At 53.8% G+C, this 16,239-nt stretch carries 14 protein-coding genes; 5 read left to right on the forward strand and 9 right to left on the reverse strand.

Annotation, left to right across the window (positions count from 1 at the left end):
• Positions 1-58: 58 nt before the first annotated feature.
• From SC206_RS02265 to yieE, 4 genes are all read right to left on the reverse strand, one after another.
• Positions 59-883: an ABC transporter ATP-binding protein gene (locus SC206_RS02265; RefSeq protein ID WP_332733777.1), complete on the reverse strand. Its 825-nt coding sequence runs from the start codon at positions 881-883 to the stop codon at positions 59-61.
• Entirely contained in the window at positions 880-1,977 is a 1,098-nt protein-coding gene (locus tag SC206_RS02270; protein WP_332733779.1) for a FecCD family ABC transporter permease, read from the reverse strand. The genes SC206_RS02265 and SC206_RS02270 overlap by 4 nt, the downstream gene beginning before the upstream one ends.
• 260 nt (positions 1,978-2,237) lie before the next feature.
• Complete coding sequence (locus SC206_RS02275; protein ID WP_332733781.1) at positions 2,238-3,710, reverse strand: amino acid permease; 1,473 nt, start codon at positions 3,708-3,710, stop codon at positions 2,238-2,240.
• 212 nt (positions 3,711-3,922) lie between these two features.
• Complete coding sequence (gene yieE / locus SC206_RS02280; RefSeq protein WP_332733784.1) at positions 3,923-4,795, reverse strand: DNA-binding transcriptional regulator YeiE; 873 nt, start codon at positions 4,793-4,795, stop codon at positions 3,923-3,925.
• Between the two features lie 338 nt (positions 4,796-5,133).
• Here yieE and SC206_RS02285 point away from each other — a divergent pair, with 338 nt between their 5' ends.
• Entirely contained in the window at positions 5,134-6,198 is a 1,065-nt protein-coding gene (locus SC206_RS02285) for a YeiH family protein (RefSeq protein WP_332733786.1), read from the forward strand.
• A 130-nt stretch (positions 6,199-6,328) separates the two neighbouring features.
• Positions 6,329-7,195 carry a deoxyribonuclease IV gene (nfo, locus tag SC206_RS02290; RefSeq protein WP_332733788.1) on the forward strand — a complete coding sequence of 289 codons (867 nt, stop codon included), beginning with the start codon at positions 6,329-6,331 and terminating at the stop codon, positions 7,193-7,195.
• An 80-nt stretch (positions 7,196-7,275) separates the two neighbouring features.
• On the opposite strand, the gene fruA is transcribed toward nfo, so the two are convergent.
• From fruA to SC206_RS02310, 4 genes are all read right to left on the reverse strand, one after another.
• The gene (gene fruA, locus SC206_RS02295; protein WP_332733790.1) at positions 7,276-8,985 is read right to left on the reverse strand and encodes a PTS fructose transporter subunit IIBC; all 1,710 of its coding nucleotides are present in this window, start codon (positions 8,983-8,985) and stop codon (positions 7,276-7,278) included.
• Positions 8,986-9,001: 16 nt separating this feature from the next.
• Positions 9,002-9,940 carry a 1-phosphofructokinase gene (gene fruK, locus SC206_RS02300; protein ID WP_332733792.1) on the reverse strand — a complete coding sequence of 313 codons (939 nt, stop codon included), beginning with the start codon at positions 9,938-9,940 and terminating at the stop codon, positions 9,002-9,004.
• Positions 9,937-11,067: a fused PTS fructose transporter subunit IIA/HPr protein gene (gene fruB, locus SC206_RS02305; RefSeq protein ID WP_332733794.1), complete on the reverse strand. Its 1,131-nt coding sequence runs from the start codon at positions 11,065-11,067 to the stop codon at positions 9,937-9,939. Before fruB ends, fruK begins: the two co-directional genes overlap by 4 nt.
• Positions 11,068-11,334: 267 nt before the next feature.
• Entirely contained in the window at positions 11,335-11,589 is a 255-nt protein-coding gene (locus tag SC206_RS02310) for a YkgJ family cysteine cluster protein (RefSeq protein WP_332733796.1), read from the reverse strand.
• 221 nt (positions 11,590-11,810) lie between these two features.
• Between SC206_RS02310 and yeiP the strand changes: the two genes are divergently transcribed.
• Both yeiP and SC206_RS02320 read left to right on the forward strand, forming a co-directional pair.
• Positions 11,811-12,380, forward strand: a complete 570-nt coding sequence (yeiP, locus tag SC206_RS02315; RefSeq protein ID WP_332733798.1) for an elongation factor P-like protein YeiP — start codon at positions 11,811-11,813, stop codon at positions 12,378-12,380.
• Between the two features lie 334 nt (positions 12,381-12,714).
• Positions 12,715-14,190 carry a mannitol dehydrogenase family protein gene (locus SC206_RS02320; protein ID WP_332733800.1) on the forward strand — a complete coding sequence of 492 codons (1,476 nt, stop codon included), beginning with the start codon at positions 12,715-12,717 and terminating at the stop codon, positions 14,188-14,190.
• 27 nt (positions 14,191-14,217) lie between these two features.
• Here the strand turns inward: SC206_RS02320 and SC206_RS02325 are convergent, their stop codons facing one another.
• A complete protein-coding gene (locus SC206_RS02325; RefSeq protein WP_332733802.1) occupies positions 14,218-14,949 on the reverse strand; it encodes an FCD domain-containing protein in 732 nt (243 codons plus the stop codon).
• Between the two features lie 273 nt (positions 14,950-15,222).
• Between SC206_RS02325 and SC206_RS02330 the strand changes: the two genes are divergently transcribed.
• Positions 15,223-16,212, forward strand: coding sequence for a CobW family GTP-binding protein (locus SC206_RS02330; protein ID WP_332733804.1), 990 nt, complete (start codon positions 15,223-15,225; stop codon positions 16,210-16,212).
• Positions 16,213-16,239: the final 27 nt, after the last annotated feature.

Genomic DNA, 16,239 nt, shown 5'->3' on the forward strand with positions numbered 1-16,239 from the left:
AAGAGATAGTCATGAAACACAAAGGCCGTCACCTCTTTTGAGGGAACGGCCTTTTGCTTTACATCATCGGCGTATTGACCAGCCCGTCGATCAGAATCTGCGGCGTGCCTTGCGAACAGCGCTCGATGCGCCCTTTCACGCCGTAAACTTTCGCCAGACTCTCGGCGGTAATCACCTCTTCAGGCTTGCCGTCGGCGATCAGCTGACCGTCTTTCAGCATCAATACGTTATCGCCGTGACGCAGCGCGATATTAATGTCGTGAACCACCACCACGGTAATAATGTTTCTTTTACGCGTTTCGCGGCGCACTAAATCCATGACGTGAAACTGATAATTGAGATCCAACGCGCTAAGCGGTTCGTCTAGCAGCAGGAGCGACGGTTGACGAATCAGCGATTGCGCCAGCCCCACCAGCTGTTTCTGGCCGCCGGAAAGCTGGTCCAGATACCTCAACGCCAGATGTTCGATGCCCAGCATTTTGAGCAGCTCCATCACCTGCGCGGTAGTTTGCGCCTGATGGGTCATGCCGCCGGAAGCGCGCTGCGCGACAATAATCGACTCAAGCACGTGCAAATGCACGCCCGCAGGCAGCGATTGCGGCAGATAAACCACCTGCTCGGCGCGTTTGGCGAACGGCATTTTCATCAGGTCGTGGCCGTCGAGAATCATTTCGCCCGTGGCGCGATTAAGCCCGGCCAGCGCGCGCAGCAGAGTTGATTTGCCACTGCCGTTCGGGCCAAGCAGCACGGTGATTTCGCCGCGCGGCAGCTTGGGCACCTGCAAATTGGCAATCACGGCGCGCTTGGGATAACCCGCCGTAAAGTGACGAATTTGCAAACCCTGCCCGGCGCCAACTGGCGGCTTTTCGATAGTCAGGCTCATACGGTGCCTCTATGACGCAAAATAATGCTCAGGAAGAAAGGCACGCCAACCAGCGAGGTCACAATGCCGACCGGAATAATGACGCCGGGCACCAGATTTTTCGAGGCGACGGAAGCGAGTGACAGCACCAGTGCGCCAATCAGCGCGCTGGCAGGCAGATAAAAACGGTGATCTTCGCCAAACATCATGCGCGCAATGTGCGGCGCGACCAGCCCGATGAAACCAATCGGCCCAACAAACGCCACTGCCAACGCGGAGAGAATGCTGATACGCAGCAGCGTGCCAAGGCGAAGTCGACGCACATCAATGCCGAAGCTGACCGCGCGGTCTTCACCGAGACGCAGCGCGGTCAGTTTCCACGCGCTTTTCATCGACAGCGGCAGCATCAAGACAAACGCGGCGGCCATTACGCCGAGCTTGGTCCAGTCAGCGCGCGAGAGGCTGCCCATGGTCCAAAATACCAGTCCCTGCAAAGTATCTTCCGAGGCGATAAACTGCATCAACGACACCAGCGCGTTAAAGGTGAACACCAGCGCGATGCCAAACAGCACCACGCCCGAGCTGGCAACCTGCGTCCAGCGCGTGATGCCATCGAGCATCAGCGCGGCCAAAAGCGCGAAGATAAAGGCGTTGGCCGAGATAAACCACTGGTCTGGAATACCGGGAATGCCGATGTTCAGCACGATAGCCAACGCGGCACCAAATGCGGCGGCAGAGGAGACGCCAAGGGTAAACGGGCTGGCCAGCGGATTGTTCAAGATGGTTTGCATCTCGGCACCCGCAAGCCCGAGCGACATGCCGACAATCACCGCCATCAGCGCGTAAGGCATGCGAATATCCCAGACAATCACGCGGGTTCCAGCGTCGGCGGCCTGCGCGTGAAACAGCGTCTGCCACAAAGTATGCAGCGACAGCCCCGCCGGACCCATCACAAAATCGAGCACCAGCGAGCCGAGAATGGCGATAACCAGAATCAACATCATCGACAGGCGACGTCGCAAAATAGACTGATAACGGTCCATCACGCTGCCGTCTGCGCCGTTTTCTCTAGGCTGAGCGGCTGATTGAACAAGAGGATCGGTTGAAACACTCATGATTAGACTTAATTCTCGTTGGCTACTGCGTGGCGATAAACGACGGAGTCAAAATTCTAAAGGGACGTTACAGTAATATAAACGATAACGATTATCAATCCAGTATAAATCTTGAGCAGCGTTCAGACCTAAACCTAGGTTAAACGTGCCGCCCCGCCGCCTAAATTTCGTCTGCTTGCAGATAAAAAAATAGCGGAGCCAAAGTCTCCGCTATTTTTACTGACGTGGTCATTTTTTAAAATGACTGTTTAAACGATGGCTTAAACGTCGCTTTCCGGGAATTCCATATCGCGATATTTAACGAACTTGGTGCCCTTAACCAGCTTGTAACCCAACCAGATAACCAGGAACAGCGGAATGCCGATGTAGGTCGCCGCGACGCCGTACCAGTCAATCTTGTCGGCCAGAAACGCCTGATAGTTCTGACCCAAAGTGATGATCAGACACAGCACGAAGGCAAAAATCGGCCCCAGCGGGAACAGCTTCGATTTATACGGCAAAATATCCAAATCACGTCCCTGCGACACATAGCCGCGACGGAAACGATAATGGCTGATAGCAATGCCTAACCAGGCGATAAAACCGGTCATTCCCGAGGTGTTCAGCAGCCACAGGTAAACCGACTGATTGCCGTACATCGAGCTCAGGAAGCAGAGCGCCGCCACCAGCGTCGTCGCGTAAAGTGCATTGCGCGGCACGCCGCCTTTTGACAGCTTGGCAAAAAAGCGCGGCGCTTTGCCTTCGCTCGCCAGGTTATAAAGCATGCGCGTCGAGGCGTACATTCCCGAGTTACCCGCCGACAAGACCGCCGTCAGAATGACCGCGTTCATCACCGCCGCCGCCGAAAGCAGGCCCGCGTTACGGAATACCAGCGTAAACGGACTGACGCCAATATCTTTAACATCGTTACGCAGCAGGCTTGGATCGGTATAAGGAATGATCAGGCTGATGATCAGAATCGCCAGCACATAGAACAGCAGGATACGCCAGAATACCTGACGCACCGCGCGCGGGATATTTTTGCCCGGATCTTCAGACTCGCCCGCCGCCACGCCGATAAGCTCGGTGCCCTGGAAGGAGAAGCCCGCTATCATCGCTACGCCAATCATCGAGGCAAAGCCACCGGCAAACGGCGCGTCGCCGATAGTCCAGTTGTGCCAGCCCGCCGATTCTCCGCCCTTCATAATGCCGAAAATCATCAAGACGCCGACGGCGATAAACACGATAACGGTCAATACTTTAATCAGGGAGAACCAATATTCCGCCTCGCCGAAACCGCGCACGGAAATGTAGTTAAGCAGGAAGATGATGCAGAGGAACAGTGCGCTCCAGATCCAGCCGTCCATGTTGGGGAACCAGTAGTTCATCACCAGCTGCGAGGCGACCAGTTCGACGGCGATAGTGACCGCCCAGTTGTACCAGTAGTTCCAGCCGAGCGCGAAACCAAAGCCCTCTTCGACATATTTTGCGCCGTAGGTGGAGAAGGATCCGGCTACTGGCATAAAGGCGGCAAGCTCGCCGAGGCTGGTCATCAGGAAGTAAACCATCAGGCCGATCAGCGCGTAGGAAAGCAGCGCGCCGCCGGGTCCGGCTTGAGAAACGGTGGCGCCGGAAGCCACAAACAGACCGGTTCCGATTGAGCCACCAATGGCGATCATGGTTAGGTGACGGGCCTTCAGCTCTCGACGCAGTGTGGGAGCCACCTGCTGATTTTTTGTATGTTGTTGAGCCATATTTGCCCTATTTATACTCGTTATGACAATTTTTAGCCGCGGATTGTAGCAAAAACTGCTGTGCTGAGTAGCAGGAACACCATGACATAAGAAGGGTTCATGATCGGCCGCTAATTATTAGCAGACCCAATATCATTGATAAGAAGGATTATTCACCCGCTACGCGAGAGAAATTGCCGCCCAAGTGCGAGACTTAGGCCAGCTTTTGGCAATTAAGCCAACTCTTTGCAATAGGTCAGAAAACGCGAAAGCGCGTTGGAGATGTGTTTCTGTCGATGATGAATCAGATAGAGTTTTCGCACCAAAGGCGGCAAAGGAAGGCGGAGTTCGACCAGCGATCCGCTGCTGAGCTGTTCGGCAATCACGCGGCGAGAAAGGCAGCTGATACCGATACCATGACGCACCGCGTGTTTTATCGCTTCAGAGTTACCCAACTCCATGACCAGATTAAAATCAGGCAGTTGGGATAACAGCAGGTGATCCAGCACTTCGCGAGTACCGGAACCGCGCTCGCGCAGGATCCACGGCGCGTCGGCCAGCAGCTGCAAGGTGATAGTTTTGCCCACCAGCGGATTGTCCGGCGCGGCAAAAACCACCAGTTCATCGTCTAACCAGGATTGCGTAACCAACTCCGGCATGCGGCACGGCCCTTCAATCAGGCCCAGATCGACACGAAAATCGGCGACGGCGTTGATGACGTCATCGGTGTTACCGACGTTCAGCTCCAGCGGCGTTTCCGGAAAATCGAGTCGATAACCGGCGATCATCGCGGGCAGCATATAGTTGCCAATGGTGCTACTGGCACCGATTTTTAACGATCCGCTGTCGTGACTGAAAAGACGTTCAATTTCGCCTGCCTGTTCGAGCAGCGCCAGCGCTTTCGGATACAACAAACGTCCGTGCTCATTGATAACCAAACGCTTACCCACGCGGTCAAACAGTTTAACTCCAAGCTGCCCTTCGATATCCGCCAAGGCTGCGCTGACCGCCGACTGCGATAAAGACAGGACAACGGAGGCCTGCGTGGTTGACCCACTTTTCAGCACCTCGGAGAAAACTTCAAGTTGACGCAGTGTTATATGCATAGAGTCTCGTTATCGATTAACCGACAAATATTCAGTCGACTAATGTGATTGATTCAAAAGTAAAAAGTGCCAATACCTTTTGTAACCCCCGGCATTGCCCCCTTTGGCCGAATCCGCGCCTCCTCCATAGAGTATAGCGCTTACCGCACCGTCCATGTGGCGTGCCCTGTTATCATTCTATACCAGTTTTATAGATTGGTTATAGGATTACAATCAATTTCATTTTTATATCACGCTGAAATATGCTGTTTTCAGAACATTCCAGCGGGAGCAAAAACATGCGTCTTTATCATCCAGAATTATCGTCAATACGGCTACTACGTCTTAAATCTGGAACAATGTTCAATCTCTCCTCTCCCATTGGACGCGTTTTACCGGGTTTAGTTCTAACCTTGGCGATTTCCGGCCTCGCTTTGTGGTTAGGCAATTTTCCTGCCTTCGCCTCTGTCGGCCTGAGCGCCCTGACGATGGCGATCGCGCTGGGCATGGTGGCGGGCAATACTTTCTTTCCAAAAGCAAAGCCGCGCTGCGCGGAAGGGGTTAATTTCGCCAAGCAGAAGCTGCTGCGTTTGGGCATTATCCTTTACGGCTTCAAGCTGACCTTTGCGCAAATCACCGATGTGGGCGCGTCGGGCATCGTTATCGACCTGTTGACCCTGAGCAGTACTTTTTTGCTCGCCTGCTGGTTAGGGAAAAAGGTGTTCAAGTTAGATGAGCACACGACTTTGCTGATTGGCGCGGGCAGCAGCATCTGCGGCGCGGCGGCTATTATGGCGACCGCGCCGGTGATAAAAGCGGAAGGTGAAAAAGTCACGGTGGCGGTAGCGACGGTGGTTATTTTTGGCACGCTGGCAATTTTTCTTTATCCGTGGCTGTGGCAGCTTAATCTGGCTCATCACTGGCTAACGTTAAGCGAGACGCAGTTCGGCATTTATAGTGGATCAACCATTCACGAGGTGGCGCAGGTGGTTGCGGCGGGCCACGGCGTTTCTCCAGAGGCCGAAAACACGGCAGTGATCGCCAAGATGATCCGCGTGATGCTGCTGGCCCCATTTCTTTTATTACTAGGATTATGGCGCGGACGTCAGCACACCAAACGGGTTGGAACACTCGAGAAGCCAAGCAATCTGCTTTCGACGATCGCTATTCCGTGGTTTGCCGTAGGATTTATCATTGTCGCAGCGTTCAACAGCTTTAATTTGCTGCCCGCCACGTGGGTGCAAAACCTTCTCAAGCTGGACACCCTTTTACTGGCGATGGCGATGGCCGCGCTTGGCTTAACCACGCATTTCAGCGCGTTACGGCAGGCCGGAATCAAACCGTTGCTGATGGCCGGCCTGCTTTTTGGCTGGCTTATCCTCGGCGGTGCAGGAATAAATCAGCTGGTTCAGCAGCTGTTTTAGTTTCTTGCGAAGCCGTTATTCATAAGCGTTTTCACATTAATTGGCTGCCCCCTCGCGCGCAAAGCAGTTATTATTCCGACCAACGGGACATTCACCCAATCAGAATGACGGAAAAATAACCGGGGGTAACATGAAATTTGTAGGGGCACACGTTAGTGCAGCGGGCGGCGTCGATCAGGCAGTCTTGCGAGCACACGAGCTGGAAGCCACGGCCTTTGCGCTATTTACCAAGAATCAAAGACAGTGGCGCGCGGCGCCTTTGGCAGAAGATGTTATCGAACGTTTTAAAGCCGCCTGTGAACAATTCGGTTACAGCAGCAATCAGATCCTGCCACACGACAGCTTTCTGATAAATCTCGGCCATCCGGTTGACGAAGCGCTGGAAAAATCCCGCGAGGCGTTTGTTGATGAGCTTCAGCGCTGCGAGCAGTTGGGGCTTTCGCTGCTGAACTTCCATCCGGGCAGCCATTTGATGCAAATCGATGAAGACAAATGTCTCGCCAAGATTGCCGAGTCGGTAAATATCGCGCTGGATAAAACGCAGGGCGTGACGGCCGTAATAGAAAACACCGCCGGTCAGGGCAGCAATTTAGGCTTTCGTTTCGAACATCTGGCGGCAATCATTGACGGCGTTGAAGATAAAAGCCGAATCGGAGTGTGCATCGATACCTGCCACGCCTTTGCCGCCGGTTATGACCTGCGCACGCAAGAGAGCTGCGAGCAGACATTTAAACACTTCTCTGACGTGGTCGGATTCCAGTACCTGCGCGGCATGCATTTAAACGACGCCAAAAGCGCCTTTAACAGCCGCGTTGACCGCCACCACAGCTTGGGCGAAGGCAATATCGGCAAAGTTCCGTTCAGCTACATCATGAGCGACGCGCGTTTCGATAATATCCCGCTGATTTTGGAAACCGTTAACCCCGACATCTGGGCCGAAGAAATCGCCTGGCTGAAATCACAGCAAAACGCAAAAGGTGACGAAGCGGCAGCATGATCGTTTCGTAAACTAGAATAAAAAAAACGCCCGATGATTATCGGGCGTTTTCATTTGAGGTTTAAATAAACCTATAGATATTAGCTATTTGCCACAATCTTGGCCGCAACGGCGGCGTCGGAGCGTTTCAGGATAGCGTATGACACGCCTGCCAGCAGCGTACCGGCGATGATTGCCACCAGATACAGCAGAACTGGAGTGATTGCGCCTGGAATCAGCAGCACGAACAGACCGCCGTGTGGTGCCATCAGTTTCGCGCCAAAGGCCATCGACAGTGCGCCAGTCAGTGCGCCACCTGCGATACAGCAAGGCAGAACGCGCATCGGGTCACGGGCAGCAAACGGAATCGCACCTTCGGAGATAAAGCACAGGCCCAGAACCAGCGCCGCCTTGCCCCCTTCTCGTTCACCCTGTTCAAATTTGTGACGCGCCAGCAGTGTCGCGACGCCCATCGCCAGCGGTGGCACCATACCGGCCGCCATAATCGCCGCCATCGGCGCATAAACAGAGGAACTCAGCAGTGCGACACCAAACGCGTAAGCCGCCTTGTTAACCGGACCGCCCATGTCAGTACACATCATCGCACCGACAATCGCGCCCAGCAGAATCGCATTGGTGGTGCCCAAAGATTGCAGCCACGCCGTCAGACCCGCCATGATTTTAGCGACCGGCGTACCGACCACGTAAATCATGATCAGACCGGTAATCAGACTGGCGACCAGCGGAATAATCAGGATCGGCTTCAGCGCTTCCATACTTTGCGGCAAACGCAGCTTGTTACTGATAAATTTCGCCACGTAACCCGCGAGGAAACCAGCAATAATACCGCCGATAAAGCCTGCGCCCGTGCTCACGGCCAACATACCGCCGATCAAACCCGGAGTCAGACCCGGACGGTCGGCGATGGAGAAGGCGATAAAGCCCGCCAGTACCGGCACCATCAGCGCAAAGGCCGACGCGCCACCAATCTGCATCAGCGCCGCAGCCAGCGTGCCTTTAACTTCAAAGGCCTTGATACCAAAGATAAATGACAGCGCGATACACAAACCACCCGCCACGACCATCGGCAGCATGTAAGAGACGCCGGTCAACAGGTGACGATAAGGACCCGCACTGGTTTCGTTTCTTTTACCCGCTGAATGACCCAGCTTTTTCGGCTCGTAGAGTTCGGCTTCAACTAACGCCTTATCCAGCTCCTGTTTAGTCTTTTTCAAGGCCAAACCGGTAGAAGTACGGTACATCGGTTTGCCGGCAAATTTCTCGAGGTCAACTTCGATATCTGCCGCGACAATGACCAGATCGGCCGCCGCCACTTCTTCTGGTGTGATCGCGTTACCCGCGCCCACGGAACCGCGCGTTTCGACCTTCACCCACCAGCCGCGTTTTTTTGCTTCACTTTCAATGGCTTCGGCAGCCATAAAGGTGTGGGCAACGCCGGTTGGACATGCGGTAATCGCGACAATACGTTTTGGACCCGCCGCCGCAGGGGCAGCAGTGGCCGTTTTGGCAATTTGCACCGGAGCCTGATACGCCTTGGCCTCAGACACGCCGCGCTGAACGAATTCGTCCGGCGCACGCACTGATTCGGCCAATGGGCCCAGGTACAGATTTTTACCGTTGAGCTGAGCATCTTCAGGAACAACATCGCCTACGGCCAGTACAACGTCAGCCTCGGCAGCCGTCGTCACTACCTGATGTCCCGCTTTTTGTGCAGCCGCCGCCAGCATGTTTTTTGCCAGCTGCGCGCTTGCCTGTCCAATTGATTTATCTACAATCAGCAGCGTTTTCATTCTTTCTCTCCTGCTGTCAATTAAAGGGTTTCAGATCAACGCGGGCCATCATCGCCGCCAACTGAGGGCGATCTTTGACACCAACATTGCTTTGGCTTACTGCTAATGCGGCGACGGCGGTAGCCAGACGCAGCGTGTGTTCGCTTGATTCTCTCATCAGCAAACCGTAAATCAGGCCGCCAACCATGGAGTCACCCGCACCTACGGTGCTGACAACTTCACAAGCCGGTGGCTTCGCTATCCATGCACCCGAAGCATTGACCCACAGCGCGCCTTCTGCCCCGAGAGAGATTACAACGTGCGCAATACCCTGATCGCGCAACGCATGAGCGGCTTCGACGACGTCGCTCAAGTCATTGAATTTACGGCCTGCCCAGATTTCCAGCTCGCGGCGGTTTGGCTTGACCAACCACGGCGCGGCTTTCAAACCGGCAACGAGCGCTTCACGGCTGCTGTCGAAGATGATGCACGGACATTGGCTGCGAAGACGGGTCATCCAGTCGGTAAAGGCTTCCGGCGCGACGCCCGCAGGCAAGCTGCCGCAGACGGCGACCATGTCGAATTGGCCTAACCAGCTCAGCGAATCGGTGACGAAACGTTCCCAATCCTGCGGCGTGACTTCAAAGCCGGAGAAGTTAAAGTCGCTGACTTCGCCATCTTTTTCGGTCAATTTCACATTGATGCGGGTGCGGCCTCCGACCACTTGAAAACGGTTGGCGATGCCGAGGCTGCTAAACAGGTGCTGGAAACCGTCCTGATTTTCTTTGCCCAGGAAGCCGCCGACGGTGACGTCAATACCTAAATCTTTCAATACCTTGGCGACGTTAATGCCTTTACCTGCCGCGTGCAGACCCGCAGTTTGAACCAGATTGACTTCACCGCGTTCGATTTCAGGGCAAAAGCCCACTAAATCGTAAGCAGGATTTAACGTGATGGTGGCGACTCGACGGCTCATGCGCCCTCCCCGAGACCTTCGGCAATCGCTTCGCCGATGGATTTCAATGCAACTTCGGCATCTTCACCGCTGGCGGTAAAGCGCAGGTGGTGACCTTTTTTAACGCCCAGCGCGACTACTTTCATCAGGCTGCGGCCGTTAGCGGGTTTACCGCTGCCGTCGAGATTGGTGACAGTAATGTCGCTGTTGAATTTTTTGATGCAGTTGACCAGCGCCGTGCCCGGACGCGCGTGCAGGCCGTGTTCATTACGGATCACATATTCGGCGGTCAACACTTCGCTTTGTTCTTCAACTTCGCTGGTCAGTAACGCCAGAACGCCCACGGCGTCGGCGTTCAGCAGACGTTCTGCTTTGCCTGCGCGCAGCAGGTCGCCCAAATAGTTCAGCACGTCGAGCGGCTTGTCGTCAGCGGCGGCGAGCGTTAACAGCAGCGCGACTTTTTCACCTTCATGATCAAAAGCTTTAGCCGGACGGCTCACGGCGGCGGCACTGGCCAGATTGCCCGTTACGCTGTCGCTCAACCAGATGCCCTGACCCAAGCTCAGCGGCTTGCGAATGATAACGTCGCTGACGAACGAGGTATCGACCGCGCCAATCTGCTGCAAACGTCCGGCGTTCAGCGCCTGTAAGGTAATCAGGCTGTCAGCGGCGACGTCGACAGAAATCAGCTGCGTATCGAAACGGAATTCGGCGGCGGTTTTTTCGCCCATCAACAGGCTGCGCAGCTCTTCGGCAGAGTCAGTTTTAGCCAGTTGTTCGGCCACGCTGTCGTCACTGAGCACGTGAGTCAGCTGGCGAAGCAAGGTGAGATGTTCGTCGGACTTGGCGGCAATGCCGATCACCACGTAGGCGGTTTGGCCTTCGCCCCATTCAATGCCATGCGGAAACTGGAACACCTGCACGCCGGTGTTCAACACCAGATCACGGGTATCGGTTGTGCCGTGCGGAATGGCAATCCCGTTACCAAGATAAGTCGAGGTTTGCAGTTCGCGAGCCAGCATACCGTCGACATAACCTTCGCTTACGCGACCCGCTTCGGTCAGCGCGGCGGCGACCTGGCGAATAGCATCTTGCTTGGTACCGGCGGCTGCGCCTAAATGGATATCTTGCTGTGACAACTGGAACATAATTCTCCTCTCGCGCCGAACTTGAATCGTTTCAGCTTTACTGAGAAAAAAGGAGCGCCGTTGGATTAAATCAAATAATCGAACAACGCTGAAACGTTTCACTGAGTCTCATTCTGCGCCGCTTAATTTGCAAGCATTGCCTGTTTTGGCGTTGCATTTTTATGATGCTACGCACATTTTTCCTTTTCACCCGTTAAACGACGGACGAGACTCAGGAAAAAGCTGAAGTATAGCTGACGATTTTTACTGTGATGGGCAAAGTTTGGCTTACGGTGCCGTGTCGCGCTCGAGTTGCAACAGATAGGTGAAGGCTTCATCGCGATTGGAGTGGCACATATCGCGTCTAGCCTCCAACGCGCCGCACACTTTTGGTCGCAGAGGTGAGGTAAAAATTTTGCAACGCATGGATTCGTCGAGCTGAACGCAGCGCGTATTGGCCGGTTTGCCGTTTGGCATGCCTGGAATGGGGCTGGATATTGAAGGCGCGATACAACACGCGCCACAATCTGAACGACAGTCCATCGGTAGCTCCCTTTGGGCTGCAGATTGAGGGGGGAATTGGGTCGGTGACCCATCAGCGGCAGACAATAGCAGTACGCCAAAATTCCCACCAGCGAATTCGCAGCAATCCCCCTAAAAATCGGGCTTTTCAGCACTCTTTTTCTGTTAGCCACTTGCCTGAAATCACGCTCGCGAGTAACGTGTCGCCCAATATCCAAAACTTATCGCAAACAGGTTATTTTATGGCACGTGCTAACGAAATTAAACGCGGCTTCGTTGTAAATTACGACGGTAAATTGCTGCTGGTAAAAGATATCGATGTTCAGAGCCCAAGCGCACGTGGCGCAAGCACTCTGTACAAAATGCGTTTCTCCGATGTGCGCACCGGCATGAAGGTAGAAGAGCGCTTCAAAGGCGACGATATTTTAGATACCGTCACCCTGACCCGCCGCAAAGTAAACTTCTCTTATATTGACGGCGACGAATACGTCTTTATGGATGATGAAGATTTCACCCCTTACACCTTCAACAAATCTCAGATTGAAGAAGAGCTGCTGTTCATTCCTGAAGGCGGTTTGGCCGGCATGCAGGTATTGACGCTGGACAGCCAGCTGCTGGCGCTGGAAATGCCGCAGACCGTCGAGCTTGAAATTGTTGAAACTGCGCCGGGCATCAAAGGTGCATCGGCCAGCGCCCGCAACAAACCGGCAACGCTGAGTACCGGTTTAGTGATTCAGGTTCCAGAATACCTGAGCGCAGGCGACAAAATTCAGATCCACATCGCGGAACATCGCTATATGGGTCGCGCATAACGCTTTAGCCGTTTCGATGAACAGATGAGAGCGCTTCGGCGCTCTTTTTTTGCCCGCTTATTACGATCCCGGTGCAAACGCCGCTTTTCGCCCCCGAAGTTATGATCCTCTTCACAAAGCCTGCCAAAATTTGGCCTTACCAATTTCTATCTTCACTCTAAATCTCTACACTGAAAGCCATTAAAAGCCGCTATTGTGACTAATAATGACCGTTTTAGAACCTTTCCCTACAATTTTGGCCTGACCAATTTATAGTTCTTTTATTTCACTAGAAATTATTCCACCAGCATTTATTTCACAAAAACTTATTTCACCAGAAGATGATGGAGTCAACATGAATAAGATTTCCACCTGCTCCCTGCCTGCCGATGTTCAGCTGCCTCAGTACGATCGTCAGCAGCTAAAAACGCGGATTGTACACATAGGTTTTGGTGCGTTTCATCGCGCCCATCAGGCTTTAATGACCGATCGAGTGCTGAATCAGCAAGGCGGCGATTGGGGGATTTGTGAAGTGTCGCTGTTCGGACGCGATACGTTGATCAGGGCGCTTCGGGAGCAGGATCATCTTTTTTCCGTGCTGGAGAAAGGCGCGACGGGCAATAAAGCGATCGTCGTGGGCGCAGTAAGTGAATCAATGCACGGCAAAATCGAAGGGATCGAGGCGATCGTAGAGAAATTGGCTGAACCGCAGGTGGCGATCGTTTCTCTGACTATCACCGAGAAAGGTTATTGTATTGAACCGGTTAGCGGAAAGCTTGATTTCTCTCATCCTGACATTGTCAAAGATTTGGCCGGCGGACTTCCGCCCGCTACTGTGCCCGGTTTGCTGGTTGAAGCCCTGCGTGTGCGCCACCAGCGCCAATTGCCGGGATTTAGCGTGCTCTCCTGCGACAATATTCCCGAAAATGGTCACGTGGTAAAAAACGCCATTCTGGGTTTAGCGGAGGCGAAAGATCCGCAGTTGGCGCGCTGGATCCACGAATCTGTCAGCTTCCCGAGCACCATGGTTGACCGCATTGTTCCGGCCCTGACGCCCGAGTTTGAAAGCGAGATCCGCGAGGCGCTTGGCGGCGTTGACGATCCCTGCGGGATTGCGGCCGAACCATTTTTACAGTGGGTCATCGAAGACAATTTTGTGGCCGGTCGTCCAGCCTGGGAAAAAGTGGGCGCCCAATTAGTCGCCGACGTTTTACCTTTTGAGCAGATGAAGCTGCGAATGCTCAACGGTAGCCATTCGTTTCTGGCCTATCTTGGCTATTTGGCGGGTTATCCTTTCATTAACAGCTGCATGGAGGATGAACATTATCGTCAGGCGGCTTATCAACTGATGTTAAAGGAGCAGGCCCCTACATTAAGCGTCAGCGGCATTGATCTGGCCGCTTACGCCGACAGCCTGATTGAACGCTATAGCAACACGGCTTTGAAGCATCGCACCTGGCAAATCGCGATGGACGGCACACAGAAACTGCCGCAGCGTATGCTGGATTCTATTCGCTGGCACCTGAAACATGGCAGTGATTTTAGCTGTCTGGCGCTCGGCGTGGCGGCGTGGATGCGCTATGTCGGCGGCGTCGACGACGCGGGACAGCCGATCGATATCAAAGATCCGCTGGCCGATAAGGTAAAGGCTATTGTTGAAAACAGTGAAGATGGCGAAGCGCGAGTTCACGCCCTGCTCGGCTTGAAAAATGTTTTCGGCGAAGAACTGCCTGCCAACGCGGAAGCCGTCGAGGCAATCACCCGCGCCTATCTCAGCCTGCAACGTCAGGGCGCGAAAGCTACCGTAGCCGAACTATTTATCAAAAAATGAGAGTATAAACTTTTGATTTCAGACCCGTCAGTCGTTAAGGCTGGCGGGCACCGAGCTAAACAGAAAGCCGTCGAAAGCGGGATCTTCTGCGTCGGAGACTTCCAGCAGTTTGCTTTTTACATTTTCCAAATGCTGCCACATGGCCTGTTTTGCGGCTTTCGGTTCGCGACGCAGCACTGCGCGCAGAATTTGCTGATGGTCGTTAAGCCACAGTTCACTGTAATTTCGCTTACCAACGTGCTGATTCAGCCCCTGCCACATGCGGCTATTTTTACGTACCTGCCACAGTTCATAAACCATGTTAGCCAACACGCTGTTTTGCGACGCCTGCGCCAGTAAGGTGTGAAACAGCTCGTCGGCACTTTCGTCGATAATCCCCTGTGCAACAAAGCTTTTTTCCAGCTCGATAGCTTCGCGCATCTTGAGGATGTCGGATTTTGTCGCCTGTACCGCCGCAAAGGCCGCGACCTCGCTTTCTAAAAGCTGGCGCGCCTGCAACAGTTCAAACGGGCCATAGCCGCTGTCGGCGATTGTCGCGGATGTTTCAGCATTAGGCTCAAGCACGTAAACGCCGGATCCTTTGCGCACCTCAACCACCTTTTCAAGCTCTAGCATAATCAACGCTTCGCGCACCACGCTGCGGCTCACCGCAAACTGTTCCGCAATATCACGCTCGGGCGGCAGCCTTTCACCAGGCAGATGCAGCCCCGAATCAATCGCCTCACGCAGCTGGTTACCAATTTCCTGATACAGTCGCATTCGCCTGCTCCTATGCCTTGATGCAAAGAGAAACAGTTTATCATGCAATCAGTTAGCTCGGCGTGAAGTCGCCTATTTGGTAGGACCAAAATTGCGGTTTTGCGATCCTTCTCCCTAGTTTCGATGATAATGGATGATTACGTGCGCAATGGCCGCTTTTGACTGGATTTTATTGTCGCGTGGCGGCATCTTATAGGCGGAATTTTTAACTCATCATCGAGAGGTCGTTTGCCGTGGCCGTGAATGACTTCTTCATGAAAGCAAGGACTTAGCATGACTAAAACAAATCTGATCACCGGTTTTCTCGGCAGTGGCAAAACCACCACCATTCGCCACCTGCTCAGCCAAAAGCCTGAAAACGAAAAATGGGCGGTGCTGGTCAACGAATTTGGCGAGGTCGGTATTGATGGCGCATTGCTGGCCGATACGGGCGCGGTATTAAAAGAGATCCCGGGCGGCTGCATGTGTTGCGTCAACGGTTTGCCGATGCAGGTCGGGTTAAACATGCTGCTGCAACAGGCCAAACCCGATCGCCTGCTGATCGAGCCAACTGGTCTGGGCCATCCGAAACAGATTCTGTCTTTGCTAACCTCTGAAGTGTATCAATCCTGGCTCACGTTGAACGCCTCGTTTTGCCTACTGGACGCCCGTCAGCTGGGCGACGCGCGCGTGGTCGCCAACGAAAACTTCCGTGACCAGCTAGCCGCCGCAGATATTGTGATCGTTAATAAAATTGATGCCTATACTGAAGACGATAAAAATAAATTGGCTGAATGGATTGCGACTCAGGACGCCGATTTGCTTATCGAACAGGTCTCGCAAGGGCAGATTGATTACGCCCTGCTCGACCAGCCGCGTAAAAACCAGCGTGAATTGCCGGACGGTAAACATCATCACGGGCATTCTGCAAAGCCGGGTTTGGCGGCACAAGGATTGGCGGCGTTAAGCTTGCCGACTCATCAACGCTGGCGTCGTGCATTAAATCAGGCGGGCGAGTATTCCAGCTGCGGCTGGATATTTGATGCCGACACGCTGTTCGACACCGCCGGTTTTCTCGATTGGGCGCGCTTGGCTCCCGTCGACCGGTTAAAAGCGGTGGTACATATAAAGGAAGGAACGTTGAGAGTGAACCGTCAGGGCGACGATCTCCATATCGAAACTCTGCCGTCGGCCCCCGTAGACAGCCGAATCGAGCTAATTTCACGTAACAACAGCGACTGGAATGCGCTGCAATCACAATTGTTGAAGATTCGTTTAACTTAGCAGGCTTACCGTATTCGGCAGTTTGAC

The organism is Rouxiella sp. T17 (genome assembly GCF_036663475.1).
Lineage (GTDB): Bacteria > Pseudomonadota > Gammaproteobacteria > Enterobacterales > Enterobacteriaceae > Rouxiella.

Bases quoted from the DNA above. Each gene is read 5' to 3' on its own strand.
- SC206_RS02285 (WP_332733786.1), top strand. From the start codon at position 5,134: ATGTTCAATCTCTCCTCTCCCATTGGACGCGTTTTACCGGGTTTAGTT.
- SC206_RS02320 (WP_332733800.1), top strand. From the start codon at position 12,715: ATGAATAAGATTTCCACCTGCTCCCTGCCTGCCGATGTTCAGCTGCCT.
- yeiP (WP_332733798.1), top strand. From the start codon at position 11,811: ATGGCACGTGCTAACGAAATTAAACGCGGCTTCGTTGTAAATTACGAC.
- fruK (WP_332733792.1), bottom strand. From the start codon at position 9,940: ATGAGCCGTCGAGTCGCCACCATCACGTTAAATCCTGCTTACGATTTA.
- SC206_RS02310 (WP_332733796.1), bottom strand. From the start codon at position 11,589: ATGGACTGTCGTTCAGATTGTGGCGCGTGTTGTATCGCGCCTTCAATA.
- nfo (WP_332733788.1), top strand. From the start codon at position 6,329: ATGAAATTTGTAGGGGCACACGTTAGTGCAGCGGGCGGCGTCGATCAG.
- fruA (WP_332733790.1), bottom strand. From the start codon at position 8,985: ATGAAAACGCTGCTGATTGTAGATAAATCAATTGGACAGGCAAGCGCG.
- fruB (WP_332733794.1), bottom strand. From the start codon at position 11,067: ATGTTCCAGTTGTCACAGCAAGATATCCATTTAGGCGCAGCCGCCGGT.
- SC206_RS02270 (WP_332733779.1), bottom strand. From the start codon at position 1,977: ATGAGTGTTTCAACCGATCCTCTTGTTCAATCAGCCGCTCAGCCTAGA.
- SC206_RS02265 (WP_332733777.1), bottom strand. From the start codon at position 883: ATGAGCCTGACTATCGAAAAGCCGCCAGTTGGCGCCGGGCAGGGTTTG.
- SC206_RS02275 (WP_332733781.1), bottom strand. From the start codon at position 3,710: ATGGCTCAACAACATACAAAAAATCAGCAGGTGGCTCCCACACTGCGT.
- SC206_RS02330 (WP_332733804.1), top strand. From the start codon at position 15,223: ATGACTAAAACAAATCTGATCACCGGTTTTCTCGGCAGTGGCAAAACC.
- SC206_RS02325 (WP_332733802.1), bottom strand. From the start codon at position 14,949: ATGCGACTGTATCAGGAAATTGGTAACCAGCTGCGTGAGGCGATTGAT.
- yieE (WP_332733784.1), bottom strand. From the start codon at position 4,795: ATGCATATAACACTGCGTCAACTTGAAGTTTTCTCCGAGGTGCTGAAA.